This window comes from Phenylobacterium sp. LjRoot225, from assembly GCF_964252855.1.
Lineage (GTDB): Bacteria > Pseudomonadota > Alphaproteobacteria > Caulobacterales > Caulobacteraceae > Phenylobacterium.
The window spans coordinates 554,850-577,695 of sequence record NZ_CAXUPL020000002.1; the positions used below are offsets into that span (position 1 = coordinate 554,850).

Annotated in this window: 25 protein-coding genes; 20 read left to right on the forward strand and 5 right to left on the reverse strand. The window is 69.5% G+C overall.

What is annotated here, in order from left to right; all coding sequences use genetic code 11:
• Positions 1–94 precede the first annotated feature (94 nt).
• Positions 95–1,540, reverse strand: a complete 1,446-nt coding sequence (locus tag ACSQ2B_RS12845) for a protein adenylyltransferase SelO (RefSeq protein ID WP_436051021.1) — start codon at positions 1,538–1,540, stop codon at positions 95–97.
• Between the two features lie 89 nt (positions 1,541–1,629).
• On the opposite strand from ACSQ2B_RS12845, the gene nhaA reads away from it, so the two are divergent.
• From nhaA to ACSQ2B_RS12865, 4 genes are all read left to right on the forward strand, one after another.
• A complete protein-coding gene (gene nhaA / locus ACSQ2B_RS12850; protein WP_436050343.1) occupies positions 1,630–2,805 on the forward strand; it encodes a Na+/H+ antiporter NhaA in 1,176 nt (391 codons plus the stop codon).
• A gap of 338 nt (positions 2,806–3,143) precedes the next feature.
• A complete protein-coding gene (locus ACSQ2B_RS12855; protein ID WP_436050344.1) occupies positions 3,144–3,878 on the forward strand; it encodes an SDR family oxidoreductase in 735 nt (244 codons plus the stop codon).
• A gap of 65 nt (positions 3,879–3,943) precedes the next feature.
• A complete protein-coding gene (folB, locus tag ACSQ2B_RS12860; protein ID WP_436051023.1) occupies positions 3,944–4,291 on the forward strand; it encodes a dihydroneopterin aldolase in 348 nt (115 codons plus the stop codon).
• Between the two features lie 77 nt (positions 4,292–4,368).
• Positions 4,369–4,764 carry a DUF4870 family protein gene (locus ACSQ2B_RS12865; RefSeq protein ID WP_436050346.1) on the forward strand — a complete coding sequence of 132 codons (396 nt, stop codon included), beginning with the start codon at positions 4,369–4,371 and terminating at the stop codon, positions 4,762–4,764.
• Between the two features lie 133 nt (positions 4,765–4,897).
• Here the strand turns inward: ACSQ2B_RS12865 and ACSQ2B_RS12870 are convergent, their stop codons facing one another.
• Positions 4,898–5,785: a branched-chain amino acid aminotransferase gene (locus ACSQ2B_RS12870; RefSeq protein ID WP_436050347.1), complete on the reverse strand. Its 888-nt coding sequence runs from the start codon at positions 5,783–5,785 to the stop codon at positions 4,898–4,900.
• Between the two features lie 77 nt (positions 5,786–5,862).
• Between ACSQ2B_RS12870 and ACSQ2B_RS12875 the strand changes: the two genes are divergently transcribed.
• The 6 genes from ACSQ2B_RS12875 (at position 5,863) to epsC (ending at position 12,315) form a co-directional block, all read left to right on the forward strand.
• Positions 5,863–6,573 (forward strand): response regulator, encoded by a 711-nt coding sequence (locus ACSQ2B_RS12875; protein ID WP_436050348.1) that lies wholly within the window; start codon positions 5,863–5,865, stop codon positions 6,571–6,573.
• Complete coding sequence (locus tag ACSQ2B_RS12880) at positions 6,573–7,955, forward strand: ATP-binding protein (RefSeq protein WP_436050349.1); 1,383 nt, start codon at positions 6,573–6,575, stop codon at positions 7,953–7,955. The genes ACSQ2B_RS12875 and ACSQ2B_RS12880 overlap by 1 nt, the downstream gene beginning before the upstream one ends.
• A gap of 4 nt (positions 7,956–7,959) precedes the next feature.
• On the forward strand, positions 7,960–8,415 hold the full coding sequence (locus tag ACSQ2B_RS12885) for a DUF2147 domain-containing protein (RefSeq protein ID WP_436050350.1): 456 nt from the start codon (positions 7,960–7,962) through the stop codon (positions 8,413–8,415).
• 210 nt (positions 8,416–8,625) lie between these two features.
• Complete coding sequence (locus ACSQ2B_RS12890) at positions 8,626–9,558, forward strand: family 2A encapsulin nanocompartment shell protein (protein WP_436050352.1); 933 nt, start codon at positions 8,626–8,628, stop codon at positions 9,556–9,558.
• Positions 9,530–11,371: a family 2A encapsulin nanocompartment cargo protein cysteine desulfurase gene (locus tag ACSQ2B_RS12895; protein WP_436050354.1), complete on the forward strand. Its 1,842-nt coding sequence runs from the start codon at positions 9,530–9,532 to the stop codon at positions 11,369–11,371. Before ACSQ2B_RS12890 ends, ACSQ2B_RS12895 begins: the two co-directional genes overlap by 29 nt.
• The gene (epsC, locus tag ACSQ2B_RS12900; protein ID WP_436050355.1) at positions 11,368–12,315 is read left to right on the forward strand and encodes a serine O-acetyltransferase EpsC; all 948 of its coding nucleotides are present in this window, start codon (positions 11,368–11,370) and stop codon (positions 12,313–12,315) included. The genes ACSQ2B_RS12895 and epsC overlap by 4 nt, the downstream gene beginning before the upstream one ends.
• A gap of 25 nt (positions 12,316–12,340) precedes the next feature.
• On the opposite strand, the gene proC is transcribed toward epsC, so the two are convergent.
• The 3 genes from proC to ACSQ2B_RS12915 all read right to left on the reverse strand — a co-directional run bounded on the left by proC (position 12,341) and on the right by ACSQ2B_RS12915 (position 14,236).
• Positions 12,341–13,135 carry a pyrroline-5-carboxylate reductase gene (proC, locus tag ACSQ2B_RS12905; RefSeq protein WP_436051025.1) on the reverse strand — a complete coding sequence of 265 codons (795 nt, stop codon included), beginning with the start codon at positions 13,133–13,135 and terminating at the stop codon, positions 12,341–12,343.
• 195 nt (positions 13,136–13,330) lie between these two features.
• Positions 13,331–13,834: a YbjN domain-containing protein gene (locus tag ACSQ2B_RS12910; RefSeq protein ID WP_436050356.1), complete on the reverse strand. Its 504-nt coding sequence runs from the start codon at positions 13,832–13,834 to the stop codon at positions 13,331–13,333.
• Positions 13,835–13,978: 144 nt separating this feature from the next.
• On the reverse strand, positions 13,979–14,236 hold the full coding sequence (locus ACSQ2B_RS12915) for an accessory factor UbiK family protein (protein ID WP_436051026.1): 258 nt from the start codon (positions 14,234–14,236) through the stop codon (positions 13,979–13,981).
• Between the two features lie 119 nt (positions 14,237–14,355).
• Here ACSQ2B_RS12915 and lgt point away from each other — a divergent pair, with 119 nt between their 5' ends.
• The 10 genes from lgt (at position 14,356) to ACSQ2B_RS12965 (ending at position 22,798) form a co-directional block, all read left to right on the forward strand.
• Positions 14,356–15,216, forward strand: coding sequence for a prolipoprotein diacylglyceryl transferase (lgt, locus tag ACSQ2B_RS12920; protein ID WP_436050358.1), 861 nt, complete (start codon positions 14,356–14,358; stop codon positions 15,214–15,216).
• Entirely contained in the window at positions 15,203–16,264 is a 1,062-nt protein-coding gene (locus ACSQ2B_RS12925) for a class I SAM-dependent methyltransferase (protein WP_436050359.1), read from the forward strand. The genes lgt and ACSQ2B_RS12925 overlap by 14 nt, the downstream gene beginning before the upstream one ends.
• A complete protein-coding gene (pgeF, locus tag ACSQ2B_RS12930; protein WP_436050361.1) occupies positions 16,261–17,031 on the forward strand; it encodes a peptidoglycan editing factor PgeF in 771 nt (256 codons plus the stop codon). The genes ACSQ2B_RS12925 and pgeF overlap by 4 nt, the downstream gene beginning before the upstream one ends.
• A gap of 140 nt (positions 17,032–17,171) precedes the next feature.
• Positions 17,172–18,254, forward strand: a complete 1,083-nt coding sequence (locus ACSQ2B_RS12935) for an HWE histidine kinase domain-containing protein (RefSeq protein WP_436050362.1) — start codon at positions 17,172–17,174, stop codon at positions 18,252–18,254.
• Entirely contained in the window at positions 18,247–18,666 is a 420-nt protein-coding gene (locus ACSQ2B_RS12940; protein ID WP_436050364.1) for a response regulator, read from the forward strand. The genes ACSQ2B_RS12935 and ACSQ2B_RS12940 overlap by 8 nt, the downstream gene beginning before the upstream one ends.
• 211 nt (positions 18,667–18,877) lie before the next feature.
• Positions 18,878–19,813, forward strand: coding sequence for a ribose-phosphate pyrophosphokinase (locus tag ACSQ2B_RS12945; protein ID WP_436050366.1), 936 nt, complete (start codon positions 18,878–18,880; stop codon positions 19,811–19,813).
• A gap of 181 nt (positions 19,814–19,994) precedes the next feature.
• The gene (locus ACSQ2B_RS12950; protein ID WP_436050368.1) at positions 19,995–21,020 is read left to right on the forward strand and encodes a hypothetical protein; all 1,026 of its coding nucleotides are present in this window, start codon (positions 19,995–19,997) and stop codon (positions 21,018–21,020) included.
• 157 nt (positions 21,021–21,177) lie between these two features.
• A complete protein-coding gene (locus ACSQ2B_RS12955) occupies positions 21,178–21,786 on the forward strand; it encodes a 50S ribosomal protein L25/general stress protein Ctc (RefSeq protein WP_436050370.1) in 609 nt (202 codons plus the stop codon).
• 19 nt (positions 21,787–21,805) lie between these two features.
• Entirely contained in the window at positions 21,806–22,429 is a 624-nt protein-coding gene (pth, locus tag ACSQ2B_RS12960; protein ID WP_436050371.1) for an aminoacyl-tRNA hydrolase, read from the forward strand.
• An 18-nt stretch (positions 22,430–22,447) separates the two neighbouring features.
• Positions 22,448–22,798 carry a hypothetical protein gene (locus tag ACSQ2B_RS12965; protein ID WP_436050372.1) on the forward strand — a complete coding sequence of 117 codons (351 nt, stop codon included), beginning with the start codon at positions 22,448–22,450 and terminating at the stop codon, positions 22,796–22,798.
• Positions 22,799–22,846: the final 48 nt, after the last annotated feature.

Sequence of the window (22,846 nt, forward strand, 5' to 3'; positions counted from 1 at the left end):
CATGGGCGGGTCTCTCTCAACGCTCGGCATCCGACCGCAGAGACTCAAACGTGGGCCCGCGAGCGCCGTTCCGCTGGAGCGCAGCCGGCGGGCCTCAACCCACCCCCTGCGGCGTCAGCCCCCAGGCGAGGCGCGCGCGTTCGATCGCGGCCAGCTTGGCCTGGAAGGCGGACCAGTCGTCGCGCTCCGCAATCGACGCCCAGATGGCTTCGATCTCGTCGTAGAGCAGCTCCTCGGGCTCGGGCCGCGCAAAGTATGGGTCTTGCAGCCGCTCCGGCCGGTCCGGGGCGTAGCCGGCCAGCAGGGCGCGGAACGCGACGAAGGCCTCATCGGCGTAGAGCTCCGCCCTAGGTCCGGCCAGGGCGCGGGTCTCGTCCCCGGCGAACCAGTCGAAGAAGAAGGGCTCCCATCGCAACGCCTCGCCGCCATCGGACAGGGCGCCGAAGGCCGCCTGAACCAGGGCGAAGTCGGCCTCTTCGCCCCGGGGCTGCAGGCCCAGCCGCTCGAGCATCACGGCCACGAGTTCGCGCTGATAGGCCGGACCGAAGCCGTTCAGCGCCGCGACCAGCGGTTCGCTCTCGGTCGTCAGGCTGAGGCTGCCCGCCAGCTGCTGCAGGTTCCAGAACGCCGCCTCGGGCTGGCGGCCGAAGGCGTAGAGCCCGGTCCGGTCGAAATAGGCGGCGGTGAAGGCGGGATCCGAGCGCGGCAGGAAGCGGTAGGGGCCGTAGTCGAAACTCTCGCCGGTCAGGCTCATGTTGTCGGTATTGAGCACGCCATGGACGAACCCCGCGGCCATCCAGCGCGCGGTCAGCCGCGCCGTTCGCGCCGTCACGACGGTCAGCAGGGCGCTCGGCCGGTCGTTCGCGCCGGCGAGGTCCGGATAATAGTTGTCGATCACATGGTCGACGAGGGCGCTGATCTGATCGGGCTTCCCGTAGAAGGCGTGGCGCTGGAAGCTGCCGAAACGGATGTGGCTGTGCGACAGCCGGGTCAGCACCGAGGACCGTGTCGGGCTGGGCTCGTCGCCGCGCACCAGCGCCTCGCCGGTCTCGATCAGCGAGAACGAGCGGGACGTCGGCACGCCGAGAGCCTCGAGCATGGCGGTCGCCAGCACCTCGCGCACCCCGCCCTTCAGCGTCAGCCGCCCGTCCGCCGTCCGCGACCAGGGCGTCTGTCCCGAGCCCTTGGTGCCGAGGTCGAGCAGGCGGCCAAGTCTTCCTTCAGACAGGGGAGCTTCCCGCAGCTGGGCGAAGAGGAAGCCCCGCCCGTCGCCCAGCTCGGGATTGTAGGCGCGGAACTGGTGGCCGTGATAGCGCAGGGCGAGCGGCGGGCTGATGTTGTCGGGCAAGGGCCGGAACCGGCCGAAGTGAGAGATCCACTCGGCGTCGGTCAGGGTGTCGAGCCCGACGGTCGCGGCGGCCCGGTCGTTGCGGAACCGCAGAATGGTCTCGGGAAAATCGGCCGGCTCCACCGGGTCGGCGAACTCCGGGCCGAGCTTCGGAACCTGAGGGTCTGGATGATAGGCGGACGAGACGGGCATTGACGCCAGATGGGCGTAAAGCGCGTCGCCCACAACGGGATTCCCGGCCTCATGTCGATCCGCTTCGGCTTGCATGCTAACCGGACGGCATGGCGCGACGCATCACCCTCGACTTCCTGAAGACCGAGAGCGCCTCGGGCGTCATCCTGGCCCTGGCGGCGGCGGCGGCCATCATCATGGCCAATTCGCCCTGGGCGCACCTCTACTTCGGCTTCATCGAGACGCCCTTCACCATCCAGGTGGGCGCCTTCCGCGAGACCCATTCGACTCTCGACTGGGTCAAGGAAGGGCTGATGGCGGTGTTCTTCTTCGTCGTCGGCCTGGAGATCAAATACGAGATCCTGCGCGGCGAGCTCGCCAACCCTCGCCGGCTGGTGCTGCCGCTCGTCGCCGCCCTGGGCGGGATGATCGTTCCGGCCCTGGTCTATCTGGCGATCAACGCCGGCGCCGGCGGCGCCCCCCAGGGCTGGCCCACGCCCATGGCTACCGACATCGCCTTCGCCATCGCCGCCCTGGCGATCGCCGCGCCGAAACTTCCGCCAACGCTGCGCGTCTTCCTGCTGACGCTGGCCATCGTCGACGACCTGGGCGCGGTCGCGGTCATCGGCCTGGTGTTCACCCACGGCGTCCAGTGGATCGCGCTCGGCGGCGCGGTCGTCACCCTGGTCCTGATGGCCCTGCTCGGCCGCTGGCGCGGGGTTCCCTACCTCTTCTATGCGCTGGGCCTGGTGCTGGTCTGGGCCTTTACGCTGAAGTCCGGAATCTCGACCTCGGTGGCTGGCGTGGCCGCGGCCATGACCGTGCCGATCGAGCCGCGCAAGCCGCACCGGCCCGGCGTGCTTGAGGACTTCATGGAGAGCCTCCACCCCTACGTGGCCTTCATGATCCTGCCGTTGTTCGCCTTCTGCGCCTCGGGCTTCTCGTTTGCGGGCATGGACCTTCGCAGTCTGCTGAGCCCGGTCGCGCTGGGGGTCGCCTTCGGCCTCTTCGTCGGCAAACAGGTCGGCGTGTTCGGCGCCACCGCCGCGGTGATCGGGCTGAAGCTGGCGAGGCGGCCGACCGGCGCCTCTTGGGTCGAGCTCTACGGCGTCTCCCTGCTGTGCGGCGTGGGCTTCACCATGAGCCTGTTCATCGGCGCCCTGGCCTTCCCCGACGCGCTCATGGCGGCGGAGGTCCGGATGGGGGTGCTGATGGGCTCCATCCTGTCGAGCGCCGCCGGCATGGCGGTGCTGAGCTGGGCCCAGGGCCAGCGGCGGGACGACTAGTGAGGTGAATTTGACGTTCGCTCACGGGTCGGGGCAGGCTCGGCAGCGAACGTCAAATTCATAAACCTCACTAGAAACATCGGCTTGCTAGTGTCCTTATCGTGTCTGACGTTCGTTCGAGGCCACCCCCAAGCAATACGAACGTCAGACACGGGACACTAGGGCAGAACCTCGGCTTGCGGCTGAGCCCAGGCCTCGCTAAAGCCCGGAGGCTGTTTCCAAGGAGCCGCCCATGTCCGGCATCGCCGCCATCGTCATCTTCCTCGCCGTGTTCGCCGCGCTGAACCGCTACGAGTTCGGCCGGTTCGACTAACAGCCGGAGCGATCGAGCGCCTGGGATGCCGAACCGCGGCGCCGCACTTGTCACCGGAGGGGCGCGCCGCATCGGCCGGGCCCTGGCCCAGGCGTGCGCGGCGGCCGGGTTCGACGTCGCCATTCACGTGCGCAATCCGGACGACGATGCGGATGCGGCCGCCGGCGAAGTGCGCTCCGCCGGACGCAAGGCGACGATCCTGTCCTGCGATCTGCGCAAGGAGTCGGCCCTGGTCGCCCTGGTGGGCGAGGCCGAGACCGAGCTTGGGCCCATCACCCTTCTGGTCAACTGCGCCAGCGTCTTCGAGGAAGACGCCTTCGAGACCCTGAACCGCGCCTCCTGGGACCTCCATATGGAGACCAACCTGCGCGCGCCGCTGGTGCTCAGCCAGGCCTTCGCGCGGCGGCTGCCGGCGGACCGCGAGGGGCTGATCGTCAACATTCTCGACCAACGGGTCTGGCGTCCGACACCCGAGTTCTTCTCCTATTCCCTGAGCAAGGCCGCGCTGTGGGATGCGACGCGGATGATGGCCCAAGCGCTGGCGCCGCGGGTGCGGGTGAACGGCATCGGGCCCGGCCCGACCCTGCAGTCGATCCACCAGGACGCCCAGGACTTCGCCGACGAGGCGGCCGCCACGCCAATGCGTCGCCCGGTCGCTCCCGGCGAGATCGCCGCGGCGCTGCGCTATCTGATCGATGCGCCCTCCGTCACCGGCCAGATGATCGCCGTCGACTCCGGCCAGCACCTGGGCTGGCCATGAGCCGGCCCGTCGTGGCCAAGGCGCCGCTCCCCCCGATGACCACCGACGACGAGATCCGTACGGCGATGACCCGGGTCTTCGTCACCGGCCTGCGCCTGCAGGCCGAGATCGGCGTCCACCGCCACGAGATCGGCAAGCTGCAGCCGCTGTCGGTGGACGTGGAGCTCGACGTGCCGTCGGCCGGCGCCGGTCGGCTCGCCGACACCTACAACTACGAAACCATCCTGAAGGCCGCCCGGGCGATCGCCGAGGAAGGCCATATCGGGCTCGTCGAGACCTTCGCCGACCGGCTGGCGCGGGCCTGCATGGCCGATCCCAGGGTGACACGCGCCCGCGTCCGGGTGGAAAAGCCGCTGGCGCTTGCGCCTGACGCCGTAGCGGCCGGCGCCGAGATCGTCCTCGAACGCGGCTAAAAGCCTTTCCACCGACACCGATCGCCCCCACCTTTGCCGGCGAAAGCCCGCGCGGGCGTGAAGGAAAGACGAACGCCATGACCGATCGTCTGAGCGACGGAAGAGTCGAAGACCGCACCATGCCGGCGGTGGTCTACGCCCTCTATCTGCTGGGGATCGTCAACGGGCTGACGGTGCTGCTGGGCCTGTTCCTCGCCTACGTCAACCGCAGCCAGGCCAGCCCGAGCGCGCGCACCCACTACACCTTCCTGATCCGCACCTGCTGGCTCTGGCTCGCCTGGGCGGTGATCGGCGGCCTGCTGATCCTGGTGGGCGCGCCGCTCAGCCTGATCCTGGTCGGCCTGCCCTTCTTCCTCCTGGGCTGCCTGATCATCGGCCTGGTGCATGTCTGGTTCGCGATGCGCGCCATCATCGGCGTCATCTACCTGGCGCGCGACGAACCCTATCCGCGGCCGTACAGCTGGTTCTTGTGAGCTGAGGCGCAGAAGCGCCCCCTCCGGCCCTTCGGGCCACCTCCCCCGCGTTGCGGTGGAGGATCTGGGCCGAAGCTGCTCCACCGCTCGCGGGGGAGCTGTCAGCGAAGCTGACTGAGGGGGCGTTCGGCGCTTAAGCCGTCACCAACTCCCGCCGCACCAGCTTGGCGTAGTCGTCCATCAGGCCGAGCGACAGCTTGGCGGGCGTGAAGCTGTACTCGCCGATCTCGGCCACCGGCGTCACCTCGGCGGCGGTGCCGGTCACGAAGCATTCGGTGAAGCCGGCGAGCTCTTCCGGCTTGATGTGGCGCTCGACGACCTCGATCCCCTGCGACCGCGCCAGCTTGATCACCGTCTGGCGGGTGATGCCGTTCAGGAAGCAGTCCGGAAGCGGGGTGTGGATCACACCGTCCTTGACGAAGAAGACGTTCGAGCCCGTCGATTCCGCGACATAGCCGCGATAGTCGAGCATCATGGCGTCGGTGAATCCGTCCTTCTCCGCAGCGTGCTTGGAGACGGTGCAGATCATATAGAGGCCGGCCGCTTTGGCGTGGACCGGTTCGCTCTCCGGCGACGGGCGCTTGTACTTGGCCCAGGTCAGGCGGATGCCCTTGGCGCGCTCTTCCGGCTTGAAGTAGCTCGGCCAGTCCCACACGGCGATGGCCACGTGGATCTTGGTGTTCTGGGCCGAGACGCCGATCATCTCCGAACCGCGCCAAGCGATCGGCCGCAGGTAGGCGTCCGTCAGGCCGTTCTTGGCGCAGGCGTCCTTGCAGGCCTGGTCGATCTCCGCCACCGTGTAGGGGATCTCGAAGTCCAGGATTTCGGCCGACTTGAAAAGGCGCTCGGTATGGGCGGTCAGCTCGAAGATCTCCCCCCCGTACATCCGCTCACCTTCGAACACGGACGACGCGTAGTGCAGCCCGTGGGTGAGGACATGCACCTTCGCCTCGCGCCAGGGCACGAACTGACCGTCGAGCCAGATCCAACCGTCGCGATCGTCGAAGGAAACAGTAGACATTTGGGGAAATGCTCCTTTCAGAGGGCCCTCTTGAACCCCCATGGAAGCCCCGCGTCAAACGAAATGGGGTTAGCGAATTGAACCTCTATGCCGATCCCGCCCAGCGCACACGCCATCTTCTGGTGGTGGACGACGACGATCGCATCCGCGAGCTTCTGAAGGCCTATCTGGCGCGGGCGGGCTTCCGCGTCTCGGCGGCGAACGGCGGGGCGGCGGCGCGCAAGCTGCTGGGCGCGCTGGATTTCGACCTGGCGGTGTTCGACGTGATGATGCCCGGCGAGGACGGACTGTCGCTCACCCGATGGCTGCGCGACCAGCGCGGCGCCGGCGGCCGCACCCCGGTGCTGATGCTCACCGCCCGCGGCGAGGCCGGCGACCGCATCGAAGGGCTGAAGATGGGCGTCGACGACTATCTGGCCAAGCCGTTCGAGCCCGAGGAGCTTCTGCTCCGCATCGAGGCCATTCTCCGTCGCTCCCAGGACCGGCCCGTCACGACGGGGCCGCTGTCGCTCGGCCGTTGCCTCTTCGATCCCGACCGCGGCGAGCTGAGCTGCGAGGGCGAGCCGGTGCGGCTGACCGAGGCCGAGGTCGCCCTGATGCGCGAACTGGCGCGCACGCCTCACGAACCGGTCGACCGGTTGCTGCTGGCGAAGGGCGCCAGCGATCCCTCCGGTCGCGCGGTCGACGTCCAGGTCACGCGCCTGCGCCGCAAGATCGAGGATGACCCCAAGGCGCCCCGCTACCTCCAGACGGTCCGCGGGGTCGGCTACCGGCTGGCCCCCGACTGATGGCGGACCTGAAGCGCCTCGGCCGGCGGATCGGCATCTGGTTTCGGCGGCAGGTTCCGAAGACCCTCTTCGGGCGCTCGCTGCTGATCATCGTCCTGCCGGTGGCGATCATGCAGATCGCCGTGACCTACATCTTCTTCGACGCCCACTGGCAGACGGTGACCTCCCGGCTGTCGGAAGGCTTGGCGGGCGATATCGCCTGGGCCGTCGAAAGCTACCAGGACGACCCCAGTCCCGCCGCCTTCGGCAAGGTCTCCCGGCGCGCGGAAGATTCCATGGGGCTCTCCATCGCCCTGCAGCCGGGCAAGAAGCTGCCGGTGAACCGCCGCTATTCGCTGTTCGCCCCGATCGATCGGTCGATGCAGCAATCGCTCAGCGACCGGCTGGACCAGCCCTTCTGGTTCGACACCACCCGCTACCCCGCCTACGTCGACATCCGGGTCGCAGTGAACGGCGGGGTGATGCGGGTGCTGGCGCCCCGCGACCGGGCCTTCGCCACCAACGGCCACATCTTCGTGCTGTGGATGACGGTGGCCACGGTGCTGCTCACCGCCGTGGCCCTGCTCTTCATCCGCAACCAGGTGCGCGCCATCGAGCGGCTGGCCAACGCCGCCGAGGCCTTCGGGCGGGGCGGCGACGCGCCAGCCTTCAAGCCGCATGGCGCGCGCGAGGTGCGGCGCGCAGCGGTCGCCTTCCTGGACATGCGCGCGCGCATCCAGCGCCACATCGACCAGCGCACCACCCTGCTGGCCTCGGTCAGCCACGACCTGCGCACCCCGCTCACACGATTGAAACTGGCGCTGGCCCTGGCCGAGCCCAGCAAGTCCAACGCGGCGATGAAGGGCGACGTGGTCGAGATGGAGCACATGATCGACGAGTACCTCGCCTTCGCCCGTGGCGAGGGCGGCGAGGCGATCGAGACGGTCAGGCTGCGGGAGCTGATCGAACAGGTCAGCGAGGGTGCGGTGCGCGCCGGCGCCCGGGTCAGCGTCAGGGCCGATCCGAAGCTGGAGGCGCCTGTGCGGCCCAATGCGCTGAAGCGCGCCCTCTCCAACCTGGTGATGAACGCCGCCGTCCACGGCGAACACGTCGAGGTGGCCGCGCAGACCCGGCCCCAGGGCGGGATCGAGATCGTCGTCGATGACGACGGGCCGGGGATTCCGGTCGAGCGTTACGAGGAGGCGTTCAAGGCGTTCGGCCGGCTCGACGAGTCGCGCAACCAGAACACCAAGGGCGTGGGCCTGGGCCTGGCCATCGCGCGCGACGTCGCGCGCGGGCATGGCGGCGACATCACGCTCGACCGTTCGCCGCTGGGCGGGCTGCGGGCGACCCTCAGGTTGCCGGGCGCGCTCAGACCGGCGGCCGAACCGCGGAGGAGCTGACCCCATGCGCCGTCTGACCCTGGCCGCCGTCCTGTTGAGTCTGGCGGCCGGCCCGGCCCTGGCCGCCGATCCGGTGAGGACGGGATCGGCCGAGGGGGTCTGGCTGGTGCAGGACAAGGACGCCAGGGTTCGCGTCGCGCCATGCCAGGAGGGCGCCGACCGGCTCTGCGGCGAGATCGTCTGGCTGAAAGCTCCGCTCGAGGACGACGGCAGCGGCCAGCCCAGGCGCGACAAGCGCAATCCCGATCCGGCGCTGCGCCGCCGCCCGATCCTGGGGCTGACGATCATCCGGGACTTCCGCCCAGCCGGCCCCGGGCGCTGGGAGGGCGGCAAGATCTACGACCCGAAATCGGGCAAGACCTACACCTCGAAGATGCGGCTGGCGCCGGACGGCGCGCTCCGGGTCGACGGCTGCGTGCTGGTGTTCTGCCAGAGCCAGACCTGGACGCGGGCGAGCTAGGCTCCGCACAGGGCACACCTGCAAAAGTCTGGACGGCGCCAGAAAAACTACCTTGGCCGAAAGCCACGCGCCCCATATCCCTACCACCACGGTCGGATTACAGGGGTTTAGATGCACACGTCGCGTTGCAAGGGCGACCGGGGCCGCAGGCCGCGGACCATCCGCTAGCCCATCCAGACCAAATCGTACCGATTCCAGGAGAGACAACTGATGGTCGCCACCCCCGAGGCCCGGCACGCCCTCGGCGACAACGCCGCCCGGCAGCTCGCCAACGCCACCAAGACCGTGCCGCAGCTCGCCGCGATCACCCCGCGCTGGCTGGTCCACCTGCTGCAATGGGTTCCGGTCGAAGCCGGCATCTACCGGCTGAACAAGGTCAAGAACGCCAGCGCCATCTCGGTCGCCTGCACGGCCCGGGACGAGTCGCTGCTGCCCGAGACCTTCGTCGACTACGAGGACCCCGCGCGCGAGTACTTCCTGAACGCGGTGACCACGACGCTCGACATCCACACCCGCGTCTCCGACCTCTACAGCCGCCCGCACGACCAGATCAAAGAGCAGCTGCGGCTGACCATCGAGATCATCAAGGAGCGGCAGGAAAGCGAGCTGATCAACAGCAGCGACTACGGCCTGCTCGCCAACGTCCATCCCTCGCAGACGATCACCACGCGCCTGGGTCCGCCCACCCCGGACGACCTGGACGCGCTGATCACCAAGGTCTGGAAGGAGCCCGGCTTCTTCCTGGCGCACCCGCTGGCGATCGCCGCCTTCGGCCGGGAATGCACGCGCCGCGGCGTCCCGCCGCCGACCGTCAACCTCTTCGGCTCGCCCTTCATCACCTGGCGCGGCGTGCCGCTGATTCCCTCGGACAAGGTGCCGATCGAAGAGGGCAAGACCAAGATCCTGCTGATCCGCACCGGCGAGAAGCGGCAGGGCGTCGTCGGCCTCTTCCAGCCCGGCCTGGTTGGCGAACAGAGCCCCGGTCTGTCGGTCCGCTTCATGGGCATCAGCCGGAACGCGATCTCGTCCTACCTGATCTCGCTCTACTGCTCGCTCGCGGTCCTGACCGAGGATGCGCTCGCCGTGCTGGAAGGCGTGGAAATCGATAAGCACCATGACTATCAGCACACCTACGTCGGCTAGCCCTGGCCCTGGCGGCGGCCCCGCCGGCCTGCCCGACCCGGCCGAGATCGGCCGCTGGGCCAACGCCCTGTTCAGCGCCCTGCCGGGACAGGACGGGGTGTTCAGCCAGGCCCCGACGCCCGCGCTGGGTCCCGGCGCGGCCGCGGCGGCGCGGCAGACGCTCGATCTCGGACCGCTGGCGCTCGCGCCGTCGATCGGAGGCTTCGGCGCCTCGCCGACGAGCCCGCCGCAGCCGAGCGACGCTGCGCCCTACGCCGGGGGCGAAGTCCCCGGCGCCGGCCTGCCGCCGCTCGACGTGTCCAGGCCAGGCCTCAGCGGCGCTGCGCCGGGCGGCGAGCTCTATGTGATCGCCGAAGCGGCGCGGGGCCGGACCCCGGCCGATCTCCCGGCGACTGATCTCCCGGCTCAGAGCGATCCGCTGCTCGCCCGCAGCGATCAGCTGCCGGGCGCTGCGGATCTGGCGCGCCGGCTGGGGACGATCGACCAGCCTTTCAGCGCGCCGCCGCCGGCCGCCGGCCTCGCCGGCGCCGAGCCTGAGTTCGAGACCGCCCCCATGCTGGGAGCCAGCGGCTATCCGGCCTTCGACGTCCAGGCGGTGCGACGCGACTTCCCGATCCTGTCGGAAAAGGTCCACGGCCGGCCGCTGATCTGGTTCGACAATGGAGCGACCACCCAGAAGCCCCAGGCTGTGATCGACCGGCTGGCGCACTTCTACGCCCACGAGAACTCCAACGTGCACCGCGCGGCCCACACCCTGGCCGCGCGCGCCACCGACGCCTATGAGAACGCCCGCAAGACGGTGGCGCGGTTCATCGGGGCCGGCTCCACCGAAGAGATCGTCTTCGTCCGCGGCGCCACGGAAGCCATCAATCTGGCGGCCCAGGCCTGGGGCCGGCAGAACATCGGCGCCGGCGACGAGATCATCGTCTCGCACCTGGAGCACCACGCGAACATCGTCCCCTGGCAGCAGCTCGTCGCGGAGACCGGCGCGCGGCTGCGGGTGATCCCGGTCGACGACGACGGCCAGATCCTGCTGGGCGAATACGAACGACTGCTCAACGACCGCACCAAGATCGTCGCCGTGACTCACGTTTCGAACGCCCTGGGCACGGTGGTCCCGATCGAGGCGATCATCGCGCGAGCGCATGCGGCGGGCGCGCGGGTGCTGATCGACGCGGCCCAGTCGATCGCCCACGCCCGGATCGACGTCCAGGCCCTGGACGCCGACTTCCTGGTCTTCTCCGGCCACAAGGTCTTCGCGCCGACCGGCATCGGCGTGCTCTACGCCAAGCGCGAGATCCTGAACGCCACCCAGCCCTGGCAGGGCGGCGGCAACATGATCGCCGACGTCACCTTCGAGAAGACCGCCTACCAGCCGGCGCCGGCGCGGTTCGAGGCCGGCACCGGCAACCTCGCCGACGCCGCAGGACTGGCCGCGGCGCTGGAATATCTCGAGCGTATCGGCCTGGAGAACATCGCCCGTCACGAACACGGCCTGCTCGCCTACGCCACGGCAGGCCTGCGGACCATCCCCGGCCTGAGGCTGTTCGGCACGGCGCCGGACAAGGTCAGCGTCCTGTCCTTCCAGCTCGACGGCTTCGCGCCGGAAGAGGTCGGAACGGCGTTGGACCAGTACGGCATCGCCGTGCGGGCCGGGCATCACTGCGCCCAGCCGATCCTGCGGCGGTTCGGCGTCGAGGGCACGGTGCGGGCGTCACTGGCGCTCTACAACACCAACGAAGAGGTCGACTGCCTGATCAGCGCCCTGCGCCAGATCGCAGGGTCCCGCGGCGGCGGACGGGGGCGCGCATGACGAAGCCGTTCAGTCAGGGGCGCTCGGCGCCGACGTTTCCAGGGCTCGGCCGCATCGCCTCGGAGCTGCACGTCCTGCGCGCCCAATCCCACCAGGCGCGCTACGGCGCCGGGCCCTTGCCCGCCCTGCCGTCGCGTCTGGCGATGACGGAGGCCGTCGACAGGCTAATCGCGGCCCTGTTCCCGCGCCACTTCGGCCCGTCGGGCCTCAGCGGGGACAGCGTGGACGCCTTCGTCACCTTCGCCCTCGCCAGCGCCCTGCAGACGCTGCAGCGCGAAGTGCGCCTCGAGCTGGAGCTCGGGTCCCTTGAGGCCGGCGACGGGGGCGATCCCGCCGACCGCTCCCACGAGATCGCCAGCGCCTTCGCCGATGCGCTGCCGGCGATCCGCCGGCAGCTGGAGAGTGACATTCGGGCCGCCTACGAGGGCGACCCGGCAGCCACCAGCCTGGACGAGGTGATGTGCTGCTATCCGGGGGTCACGGCGATCATTCGCCACCGCCTGGCGCATGAGCTCTACGAGCTGGGCGCGCCGATGCTGGCGCGGATCATCTCCGAAATCGCCCACTCCCTCACCGGCATCGACATCCATCCCGGCGCCGCAATCGGCGAAAGCTTCTTCATCGATCACGGCACGGGCGTGGTCATCGGCGAGACGGCGGTGATCGGCCGCGGCGTCCGGCTCTACCAGGGCGTCACGCTCGGGGCGCGGCGTTTCGAAGTCGACGAGAGCGGCGCGTTGGCGAAGAGCTATCTGCGCCATCCGATCCTCGAAGACGACGTGATCGTCTACGCCGGCGCCTCGATCCTGGGGCGGATCACGATCGGGCGCGGGTCGATCATCGCCGGCAGCGTCTGGCTGACGCACAGCGTCCCGCCCGGCAGCCGGATCACCCAGGCCAAGATCCGCAACGACGTCTTCCACGAGGGAGGCGGCGGCATCTGACGCGACGCCGGCCTCGGCGAGACGCTTAGGCGCCCAGTTCCTTCGACCGCCGGACCGCGGCGACCACCGCCTCGCGCAGCAGCGGGCCGAGCCCGCTTGCGCCGAGCAGCACGTCGAGCGCGGCCTGGGTGGTGCCGCCCGGCGAGGTCACCTGGCGGCGGAGCTCCGCCGGATCTTCGCCGCTTTCGGCCAGCAGGGCCGCGGCGCCGGTCAGCGTCGAGCGCGCGAGGCGGCTGGCGTCCTTGGGCGACAGGCCGGCCGCGGCCCCGGCGCCCTCGAGCGCCTCGATGAAGGCGTAGAGATAGGCCGGGGCCGAGCCAGAGACCGCGGTGGCGGCGTGCATCAGCGCCTCGTCCGCCAGGTCGACCACCGCGCCCAGCGGCTCGAACAGGGCGTGCGCCCGGGCGAGCGCCGCGGGATCGTCGGCGAACAGGCTGGCCGTGCCCTGACCGATGGCGGCGGCGGTGGTCGGCATGACGCGGGCGACGCAACGGCCGCCGAATTCCTTGCCGATGTCGCCGGCGCGGACGCCGGCGGCGATCGAGACGATGACCGCGTCGGCGGCGAGCCAGGGCGCCACCTCGGCCGCGGCCTCGCGCCAAAGCTGCGGCTTCACCGCCAGCACGACGGTGCGGGCGCGCGCCAGCTCGGCCTCCGGCGGGTTGAGGATCGCACCGTCCAGGCCGGCGGCGAGCGCCGGCGGGCTTGGATAGGGGTCGCGGATCATCAGGTCGGTCGCCTCGAAGGCGGCGGCCTTGCGCCAACCGGCGAGCATCGCCCCGCCCATGCGGCCGGCGCCCAGCATTAGAATGGGAGTGATCATGGCGGCGGAAACTAACGACCTAAGTCGCCGGATACAAACGCCGCCGCTCCTTCGGGCGCAGAGGCCGAAAACGCCCCCTCAGTCGCTCCGCGACAGCTCCCCCGCTGCGCGGTGGAGCATCTTCGGCCCAGATCCTCCACCGCGCAGCGGGGGAGGTGGCTCGCGAAGCGAGACGGAGGGGGCGTTCGGCGCTCAGGCCTCGCCGACGGTCTCGAACATGCAGGCGGCGACGGCGTCCTGCGGCGACTTGGCGCCGCGGACCAGGAAGTCGTAGGCGGGGAAGAAGCGGTCGGCCGCTTCCACCGCCACATCGATCATGGCCGCGGCCTGCGCCAGGCTCGGCTGCTCGCCGGTCATCAGCGCCATGCCGTGACGGAAGATGATCTCGCCGTCTTCCCAGAGCTCGTAATGGCCCAGCCAGACGCGCGGGTTGATCATGGCGATCAACTCGTGGGCGTCGCCGCGCTGCTCCTTGGTGGCGACGAGGTCCATGGAAAGACAGAGCTGCAGGCAGTCCCCTTCGGGGCGCCAGGCGAACCACAGCTCGTAGTCCTTCCAGTCACCCGCGAGGGTGAAGGCCAGGTCGCCATCTTCGGTGCGATCGAACGGGAGGTTCTCCGCCGCGAGCACGTGCTCGACGACATCGAGAGGATCGTTGGCGAGGAGGACGTTTTCGTCAGACTGGGTGGTGTCCATGAGACCCGCGGTCCTTTCGCAGTGGGCGGGGAGCGGGGCGCCGCCCCCGAATCGCCTGCGATACTGAAAGTAAGCTTGTTCGCGCAGAGAGGTTCACTCGCAACTGTGACGAGCTTGGCTGTCCGAACGTGTTTCTGTGGATGTTCAGGGCGTACCTGCCACGGATGCATCTGACTCAGGCGCCAGTTGCGCGCGAAGCGCCGCAACTTCGGCTCTCAGCGCGGCCAGTTCGGCCCGCAGCGCATCGAAATCCTCGCGACGCACTAGGTCGAACTCGGCGGCGACACGGTCAGCCTGGGAGCGGAGCGCGGCTTTCGCCTCTTCGCCCGCCGCCTGGGCCAGGCCCATGGCGGCCGAGGTCAGCTTGGCCATCTCGTCGAGGAAGGGATTCTGGGTCTGCATCTTACTCATAAGCGCCTGCAAGAATGGCGCCTTCCGCTTCATATATGGGGCGCAGGGGGTGAAAGCGAAGGCCTTCTCGTCTAAACCCCTCGCTCGCACAACGCTGGAGCCTCGCGCCCGTGCCTTTTCCGGACTTTGATCCTGTCCTGATCCATATCGGGCCATTCGCGATCCGTTGGTATGCTTTAGCCTATGTAGCGGGGATCCTGCTCGGCTGGCGCTACGCCGTGACGATATTGCGCAAGACCTCGCTCTGGACCCGCCAGCCGCCGCCGGTGACCACCCTGCAGCTGGACGATCTGATCCTCTGGATCACCCTGGGCGTCATCGTCGGTGGGCGGATTGGTCACACCCTCTTCTATACGCCGGAGCTGATCTGGCGCGACCCGGTGGAGATCCTGAAGGTCTGGCACGGGGGCATGAGCTTCCACGGCGGGGCGCTCGGCGTCCTGCTCGCGATCATCCTCTTCGCCTGGCGCAACAAGCTCGACGCGCTCCGGCTGGGCGACGTGGTCGCGGCGGCGACGCCGATCGGCCTGTTCTTCGGACGGATCGCCAACTTCATCAACGGCGAGCTCTGGGGCCGCCCGACCGCCGTTCCCTGGGGGATCGTCTTCCCGGGCGCGGGGCCCCTGCCCCGCCATCCGAGCCAGCTCTACGAAGCCGCCCTGGAGGGCCTGGCCCTCTTCGCCCTGCTCTCCTGGGCCGTCTGGGCCAGGAGATGGACCAACCGCCGCGGCGTGATCATGGGCCTGTTCATCGCCGGCTACGGCGTGGTGCGCATCAGCCTGGAGAACGTCCGCGAGCCGGACGCCTACATGCCGCACTTTCCGCTCGGCCTGACCATGGGGATGATGCTGTCTGCGCCGATGGTGATCGCCGGCGCCCTGCTGGTCTGGCGGGGGCTGAACGCACCGCTGCCGGCCGACGCGACCCCGCCCTCGGTCAAAAGCGCCCGGAAGGCCGATGAGCCTGCTTGACCGCCTGACGGCCCTGATCGCCGAGACCGGCCCGATCAGCGTCGCCCAGTACATGACCGCCTGCCTGCACGATCCCGAGGACGGCTACTACGCCACGCGCCCGGCGCTGGGGGCGGGCGGCGACTTCATCACCGCGCCCCTGGTCAGCCAGATGTTCGGCGAACTGATCGGCGTCTGGGCCGTCGCCGCCTGGGAGACCCTCGGCCGGCCAGTCCCGTTCCGCCTGGTCGAGATGGGCCCGGGCGACGGCTCGCTGATGAGCGACCTGCTGCGCGCCGTGCGCCTGAACCCCGACTTCCAGCGCGCCGCCGACATCTGGCTGGTCGAGGTCTCCGAACCGCTCAAGGCCTGGCAGGTCGAGCGGCTGGGCGGCGCCGTGCGCTGGGCCGCGAGCCTCGACGAGGTTCCGGGCGGCGCGCCGCTGCTGCTGGTCGCCAACGAACTGCTCGACTGCCTGCCCGCGCGACAGTTCGTGCGCACGGCGACCGGCTGGGCCGAGCAGGTGATCGGTCTCGACAATGACGGCCGCCTGGCCTTCGGCCTGGCGGCGACGCCTGCGGCGAGCCTGCTTCCCGACGCGCCGCGCGGCGCGGTGTTCGAACAGTCGGCGGCTCAGGCGTCGCTGGGCGCGGCGCTGGGCCGGCGGGTGGGCGCCGACGGCGGGGCGGCTTTGCTGATCGACTACGGCCGCGCCGAGCCGGGCTTCGGCGACACCCTCCAGGCGCTGCGACGGCACAAGAAGGTGGATCCGCTCGACGATCCGGGCGCGGCCGACCTGACCGTCCACGCCGACTTCCCCGCCGTGCTCGCGGCCGCCCGGGCGCAAGGCGCCGAGACCGCGATCCTGACCCAGGCGGCCTTCCTGGCGAACCTGGGGATCGGCGCACGGGCGGAGACCCTGCTGCGCGCCCGGCCGGACCGCTCGGCGACGCTGGGGCGCCAGCTGTACCGGCTGGTCGGAGCCGAGGAGATGGGCGAGCTCTTCAAGGCCGCCTGCATTCATTCGCCGGGCTGGACGCCGCCCGCCTTCGAGGGCTGCGACGCATGAGCGACCTTCCCGTGTTGACCTCGCCGCTGCTGGACGTCGCCGGCGTGCGCCACGCCTTCTTCACCCGCCAGGGCGGCGTCTCCGAGGGAATCTACGCCGGCCTCAACGCCGGCCTGGGCTCGCGCGACGACCCCGACGCCGTGAACGAGAACCGCCGGCGCGCGGCGGCGCACTTGGGGGCCGAGGCCATCCTGACCGCCTACCAGATCCATTCCGCCGATGCGGTCGTCGCCGGAGGTCCCTGGCCGGACGGCGCGCCCCAGGCCGACGCCGTGGTGAGCGCCACGCCCGGCGTGGTTTGCGGAGCGCTCGCCGCCGACTGCGCGCCGGTGCTGTTCGTCGACCCGGAGGCGCGGGTGGTCGCCGCCGCCCACGCCGGCTGGAAGGGCGCCCTGACCGGGGTGCTGGAGGCCGCGATCAAGCGGATGGAGGGTCTTGGCGCCCGGCGTGAACGCCTGCGGGCCGCGGTGGGCCCGTGCATCGGCCCTGACTCCTACGAGGTCGGCCTGGAGTTCCTGGAGCGGTTCGCGGCCGCAGACCCGGCCTATGCGGCCTTCTTCCGTGCAGGCGGCTCGGATGACAAGCGGATGTTCGACCTGCCGGCCTTCGTGCTCGGGCGGCTGCGGGCCGCCGCGGTCGAGCGCTGCGAATGGATCGGCCGCGACACCTGCGCGGAGCCCGAGCTGTTCTTCTCCAACCGCCGGGCGTTCAAGCAGGCCGAGCCGGACTATGGGCGGCTCCTCTCGGCGATCATGCTGGAAGGCTGACAGCGGACCCACTACCCAGAATTGCCAGAGCGGGTGAACCAACCCTGGGGCGAGGCGTTACATCATGCCAACGTCCGTTCGGGGCGCTGTCGTTCCCGGCGGCGGGCGTTCGCCGCATTCCAACTCGATGGTTTCATGGCGTGCCAAGAGTCGTCCAGAAATCCCCAGGTCAGAAGCGGGCCGAAGCCGCGGTCGAGGGCTTTCGAAGGGACCTCGGTCCGTTCGTCGTGGCGGCCGAGACCACGCGAATGCCCATGATCTTCACCGACGCCAAGGCGCCGGGGCATCCGATCGTCTTCGTCAACGACAGCGTCATCGCCCTGACCGGCTACAGCCGGGAGGAGATGTTGGGACAGCGTCTGGACTTCCTGGCGGCGCGAGGCGGCGATCCCCGAGGTCTTATCCAGGTCGAAGGCGCGTTCGCGGACAACGCCGAGGACGACAGGGAGGCGCACTATCGCCACAAGGGTGGCGGGGTGTTCCGCGCCGCCATGGTCATCAGCCCCGTGCGCGACAAGACTGGCGAGGTCGTGCAGCATTTCATTTCGCTGGTGGATCTTTCCAAGCATGAGCGTGAGGAGGAGCGACTGCGGTTCCTCCTCGACGAGCTGAATCATCGCACGCAGAACACCCTCGCCACCGTGCAGTCCGTGGTGCTGCAGACCCTGCGCGGGCACGCCGAAAAGGACGTGATCGACACCCTCGAACGCCGCGTCCTGGCGCTGTCCAAGGCTCACGGCCTGCTGGGACGCGAAAACTGGGAGGCGGTGCCTCTGCGCGACGTCCTGGAGGCGATTTTACGGCCCATCACCTCGAATGGTGATCAGGCCAGAAACGGCCATCAGCCCTGCCGCATCTCAATGGAAGGTCCTGATGTTCGCCTGGCGCCGAAGGCCGCCCTCACCCTGGCCCTGGCCCTTCACGAAATGGCGACCAATGCGACGAGCCATGGCGCGCTCTCAACTGACGGCGACGGACAGGTTCACGTCGCCTGGGGGATGGTGGCGACGCCAGACGGCGAGCGGATGCGGCTGCAATGGCGGGAACACGGCGGGCCGCCGGTGACCCCGCCGACCCGCAAAGGCTTCGGCTCACGTCTGTTGGACAGCGGCCTGGCGCAGGAGCTGCGCGGCGCGGTCAACGTGGACTATGCGGCGGGCGGCCTGGTCTGCACGATCGTCATGCCGGTCTCCAAGCCTCAGGCGGTGGCGCGCCATGCGTGACCCCCTTCGCGGACGCCGCATCCTGGTGGTCGAGGACGAGATGATGGTGGCGATGATGCTTCAGGACATGCTCGACGATCTCGGCTGTCTGGTCGTCGGGCCCGCGGCCAGCGTCGACGAGGCCCTGTCGATGATCAAGATGCAGCCCCTCGAGGCCGCCGTGCTCGACGTCAATCTCAGCGGGCAGATGAGCTATCCGGTCGCCGACGCCCTGATCGCCCACGACGTGCCCTTCGTCTTTTCGACCGGCTACGCCTCGAACAGGCTGCAGGAGGGCTACCGGGCGTTTCCAGCCTTGCAGAAGCCCTATCACGTGTCGGAACTGCGCGACGCTCTCATGGAGGTTTGTGCGACGGCCATCTCACGCGCCGCGCGGGCGCCAAGCCCTGCGACCACCGACGTCGCGGCCTAGGGCGACGAGCATCCAGGAGCTTCAACGCAGACGCGCGGCAGGGGACGACGCCCTCTCGTTGTGGTCCAACTCACCCACAACCGCCCGTCCGCAAATGCGCCTGCGCCTTTAAGTCACGACATGCGAAGGTTCCGCCGCTGAGGGATAGACTCGCTCGCCGCCGCTGCTACAAGGCGCCCGCGAAGCCGAAAATGAGGGGTGACGGGGTCCGATGAAGCTGCTGGCCGGCAACTCCAACCGAACGCTGGCGCAGGCCGTCTCGACCCACCTGGACGTGCCGCTGACGCGGGCCCAGGTGAAGCGGTTCCCCGACAACGAGGTCTGGGTGACGATCGACGAGAACGTCCGCGGCGAGGACGTCTTCGTCCTGCAGTCCACCAGCTACCCGACCAACGACAATCTGATGGAGCTGCTGATCTGCATCGACGCGCTGAAGCGCGCCTCGGCCAAGCGGATCACGGCGGTGATGCCCTATTTCGGCTACGCCCGGCAGGACCGGAAGACCGGCGGACGCACGCCGATCTCCGCCAAGCTGGTCGCTAACCTGATCACCCGCGCCGGCGCCGACCGGGTGCTGACGATGGATCTGCACTCCGGCCAGATCCAGGGCTTCTTCGACATCCCGACCGACAACCTGCACGCAGCCCCGTTGATGGCCGCGGACATCAAGGCCCACTACGACAAGCCCCACGAGCTGCTGATCGTCTCGCCGGACGTCGGCGGGGTGGTTCGCGCGCTGGCCGTCGCCAGCCGCCTGAACGCCGACCTGGCCATCGTCGACAAGCGCCGGTCGGGTCCCGGCAAGAGCGAAGTGGCCAACATCATCGGCGACGTCTCCGGCCGCCGGCTGATCATGTTCGACGACATCGTCGATTCGGCGGGCACCCTGTGCAGCGCCGCCCAGTCGCTGGTCGACGCCGGCGCGGCCGAGGTCTCGGCCTACGTGACCCACGGCGTGCTGTCGGGCGCCGCCTGCGAGCGCGTGAAGAACTCGGTGCTGAAGGAGCTGGTGATCACCGACTCCATCGAGCAGCCCGAGCCGATCGCCGCTTCGAAGAAGATCCGCGCGGTCAGCTGCGCCCCGCTGATCGGCGAGGCCATCCGCCGCATCGCCAACGAAGAGTCCGTCTCCAAACTCTTCGACTAGCCTCCTTCCGGTCATCTCGCCGTCGCCTGTTCGGGGCTCGGTCGAGCGATTGGTTCCAATTCGCTCATCGAGAGTTGATCACGTGCGGACACATTCTGGCCGGCCGCCCGTGTATTTTCGGCAAAACGATCGTCAGGGGGATCGCCCTCATATGTACCTAGCTTTCTCGGCCCGTCGGAGCGTGACGTTGGCTGCGTTGACGGCTGCTGCCCTGCTCGCCAGCTGCGCCCAGCCGCCGCCGCCGCCGGCGCCCGCTCCGCCGCCTTCGGTCAGCCTCTCGTCCAAGGTGATCGAACAGGCGAGCGCCTATCGCGCCTACGTCGGCCGCGCCTCGGCGATCTCGCCGGCCTTCGCCAACGGCCAGCAGGTGTCCGACGCCGTGCGCACAGGCGCGGCCTATCAGCCCGACCAGCTGCTGCGCGGCGCCATCGCCTATGGCGCGGTGGCGGCCCTGCAGGATTCCACCTTCGTGACGGGCGTTCGCGCCTATGTCGGCGACGCGACCCAGCGCCAGACGATCGCCTATCACATCATGCGGGACCCGGCCTACGTGGTCGGCATCTCCGGGTCGGCGAGCGCCGCCGGCCTGGTGATCGCCGCCCTCGGCGACAACGGCCGCAAGGTGCTCGACCAGGGCCGGCAGGTGAAGCAGGCCGCCTATGACGTGCAGCATTCGGCCTGGTCGAAGGGCGAGGTCGCCGGCCGCGACGCGCGCCTCCTGCAGGCCAAGCAGCTCTCCATGACCCCTGGTCTCGGCGAAGTGGAGGAGACGGCCCGGCTGCAGCAGGCCAGCGTCGGCGCACAGTCCCTGGCGCTGACCGGGACCGCCGTTCCGCCGCCCTATAGCCCGATGGTGATCCGCAGCCTGGCGGTGGCCGCCCTGGCCGCCCTGGGCTACGCCGACGACGCCCACCTGGACCATGTGGCGCCGCTGATGACCGACCCGGCGTCGGCCACCTGCCTGAACATGTCCAAGCTGAACCTCTACCAGTGCCTGGCGGTGTCCAAGCCCTACTACGAGGACGTCTTCTGCCTGGGCCAGCATGTCATGGAGGACACCGGGGCCTGCCTGATGAAGGGCGCCGGCGTGGCCGTGCCGCCCGACCCGATCATCGAAGCCGCCAAGGCGCGGGCCGCAGAAGCGGCCGCCGCCAGGCCCGCCCGGACCTCGGCCAAGCGGCCGCCGCCCCGCCGCGTCAAGCGCTGAGCGATTTTGGCGCTTAACGGTTTCGACGCAAAACACCGCCCGGCCCGTTGCGCCGGCCGGGGCTATTGTGTATCTACGCGCACCTTTCGGCCCCTGGGGTCGCGGATCTGCGTCGCCGCGCTTTCCTTGCGCGGCGACTTCGTTTTGAGGCAAGGCCATGGCCGATATCGTTCTGAATGTTGAAGTGCGTGAGCGCACTGGCACTGGCGGCGCCCGCGCCGCCCGTCGCGCGGGCCTGGTTCCCGGCGTCCTGTATGGCGGCGACAAGGATCCGGTCGCGATCACCGTGCGCGCCAACGAGTTCCGCAAGGCGCTGTTCACCGGCAAGCTGCAGGGCCACCTGGTGACCCTGAAGCACGGCTCCGAGACCCAGCAGGTCATCGCCAAGGCCGTGGACATGCACCCGGTCACCGACGAGCCGTGGCACTTCGACCTTTTCCGGGTCGACGCGCACCAGACCGTCAAGATCGCCGTCCCGGTGCACTTCCAGAACCAGGAAGACAGCCCCGGCCTGAAGCGCGGCGGCACGCTCAACATTGCGCTGCACGAGATCGCCCTGTCGGTTCCGGCCGACGAGATCCCGGAAGACATCGTCCACGACCTCACCGGCCTGGACATCGGCGATTCGATCCGCATCGGCGATCTGAAGCTGCCGGGTTCGGCCCAGCCCGTGCTCGACGCCTCGGTCGTGGTGGCCACCGTCACCGGCGCCTCGGCGCAGATGGCGGAAGAAGCGGCGGCGGAAGCTGAGGGCGGCGCGGCCTAAAGCCACGCCGCATCCGCGGATGCTGCTTCTCGCGGGCCTCGGCAACCCCGGCCAGGGGTATTCGAAGAACCGCCATAACATCGGCTTCATGGCCGTTGACCAGATTGCGCGCCGGTGGGGCTTCTCACCGGCGCGTTCTCGTTTTCACAGCCTCGCCAGCGAGGGCTCGATCGACACGCCCTCAGGGCCCGTGCGCGCGCTGATCCTGAAACCGCAGACCTTCTATAATGAGAGCGGTCGGGCGGTCGGCGAGGCGCTGAAGTTCTTCAAGCTGACGCCGGCGGACCTGGTGGTCTTCTACGACGAGATCGACCTGGCGCCCGGGCGCTTCAGGATGAAGACCGGCGGCGGCGCGGCGGGCAACAACGGCATCCGCTCTATCGCCGCCAAGATCGGCCCCGACTTCCGCCGCGCCCGGCTGGGCACTGGCCATCCCGGCGACAAGGAGCGGGTGATGGGCCACGTGCTTTCCGACTTCCACAAGGTCGAGATGAAGTGGGTCGAGCCGCTGCTGGAGGCCTGCGCCGACGCGGCCCCCCTGCTCGCCGCCGGCGAGGACGAGAAGTACCAGACCGAGGTCATGCGCCTGGCGCCCGCCGAAAAGGCCGATCCGCGCGCCCTGGCCCGCGGCAAGGGCGCCTAGAGCACGATGCGATCAGGCATGAACAGACCCCGCCTTCTCGCCCTTACCGCCCTTATCCTGGTGGCGCTCTACGCCCTGCTTCGACTGGCGGACCCCCTTCAGCGCTGGGCGGCCCTGGTGCTCGGCGGCGACCGGGTCGAGCACATGATCGTCGCCTACTTGATTGTCAGCCTGACGCTTGTCGCCTGCCCCCGGGTCAAGCTGTGGACCCCGGCCATCGTGGTCGCGGGTCTAGGCGCTGCCGTCGAGCTGGTCCAAGCGCACCCGGCCATCGTCGGCGCGGCCCAGCCGGGCGATGCTATGGCGAACGCCGCCGGCGCGCTGGCCGCAACATTGCCCATGTGGCTGGCCGGTTACCGCCAAACCTAGCGCGCCGGCCGCGCCCACGACCGACAGAACCTTGCTCAGCTTACTCGC

Excerpts from the sequence above, each read along its gene's own strand:
- ACSQ2B_RS12910 (WP_436050356.1), bottom strand. The coding sequence starts at position 13,834 with ATGGACACCACCCAGTCTGACGAAAACGTCCTCCTCGCCAACGATCCT.
- ACSQ2B_RS12865 (WP_436050346.1), top strand. The coding sequence starts at position 4,369 with ATGACCGATCGTCTGAGCGACGGAAGAGTCGAAGACCGCACCATGCCG.
- ACSQ2B_RS12915 (WP_436051026.1), bottom strand. The coding sequence starts at position 14,236 with ATGCAGACCCAGAATCCCTTCCTCGACGAGATGGCCAAGCTGACCTCG.
- pth (WP_436050371.1), top strand. The coding sequence starts at position 21,806 with ATGCTGCTTCTCGCGGGCCTCGGCAACCCCGGCCAGGGGTATTCGAAG.
- ACSQ2B_RS12925 (WP_436050359.1), top strand. The coding sequence starts at position 15,203 with ATGAGCCTGCTTGACCGCCTGACGGCCCTGATCGCCGAGACCGGCCCG.
- ACSQ2B_RS12885 (WP_436050350.1), top strand. The coding sequence starts at position 7,960 with ATGCGCCGTCTGACCCTGGCCGCCGTCCTGTTGAGTCTGGCGGCCGGC.
- folB (WP_436051023.1), top strand. The coding sequence starts at position 3,944 with ATGACCCGGGTCTTCGTCACCGGCCTGCGCCTGCAGGCCGAGATCGGC.
- ACSQ2B_RS12890 (WP_436050352.1), top strand. The coding sequence starts at position 8,626 with ATGGTCGCCACCCCCGAGGCCCGGCACGCCCTCGGCGACAACGCCGCC.
- ACSQ2B_RS12955 (WP_436050370.1), top strand. The coding sequence starts at position 21,178 with ATGGCCGATATCGTTCTGAATGTTGAAGTGCGTGAGCGCACTGGCACT.
- ACSQ2B_RS12940 (WP_436050364.1), top strand. The coding sequence starts at position 18,247 with ATGCGTGACCCCCTTCGCGGACGCCGCATCCTGGTGGTCGAGGACGAG.
- ACSQ2B_RS12855 (WP_436050344.1), top strand. The coding sequence starts at position 3,144 with ATGCCGAACCGCGGCGCCGCACTTGTCACCGGAGGGGCGCGCCGCATC.
- ACSQ2B_RS12895 (WP_436050354.1), top strand. The coding sequence starts at position 9,530 with ATGACTATCAGCACACCTACGTCGGCTAGCCCTGGCCCTGGCGGCGGC.
- ACSQ2B_RS12845 (WP_436051021.1), bottom strand. The coding sequence starts at position 1,540 with ATGCCCGTCTCGTCCGCCTATCATCCAGACCCTCAGGTTCCGAAGCTC.
- ACSQ2B_RS12870 (WP_436050347.1), bottom strand. The coding sequence starts at position 5,785 with ATGTCTACTGTTTCCTTCGACGATCGCGACGGTTGGATCTGGCTCGAC.
- ACSQ2B_RS12965 (WP_436050372.1), top strand. The coding sequence starts at position 22,448 with ATGAACAGACCCCGCCTTCTCGCCCTTACCGCCCTTATCCTGGTGGCG.
- ACSQ2B_RS12880 (WP_436050349.1), top strand. The coding sequence starts at position 6,573 with ATGGCGGACCTGAAGCGCCTCGGCCGGCGGATCGGCATCTGGTTTCGG.
- epsC (WP_436050355.1), top strand. The coding sequence starts at position 11,368 with ATGACGAAGCCGTTCAGTCAGGGGCGCTCGGCGCCGACGTTTCCAGGG.
- ACSQ2B_RS12945 (WP_436050366.1), top strand. The coding sequence starts at position 18,878 with ATGAAGCTGCTGGCCGGCAACTCCAACCGAACGCTGGCGCAGGCCGTC.
- nhaA (WP_436050343.1), top strand. The coding sequence starts at position 1,630 with ATGGCGCGACGCATCACCCTCGACTTCCTGAAGACCGAGAGCGCCTCG.
- pgeF (WP_436050361.1), top strand. The coding sequence starts at position 16,261 with ATGAGCGACCTTCCCGTGTTGACCTCGCCGCTGCTGGACGTCGCCGGC.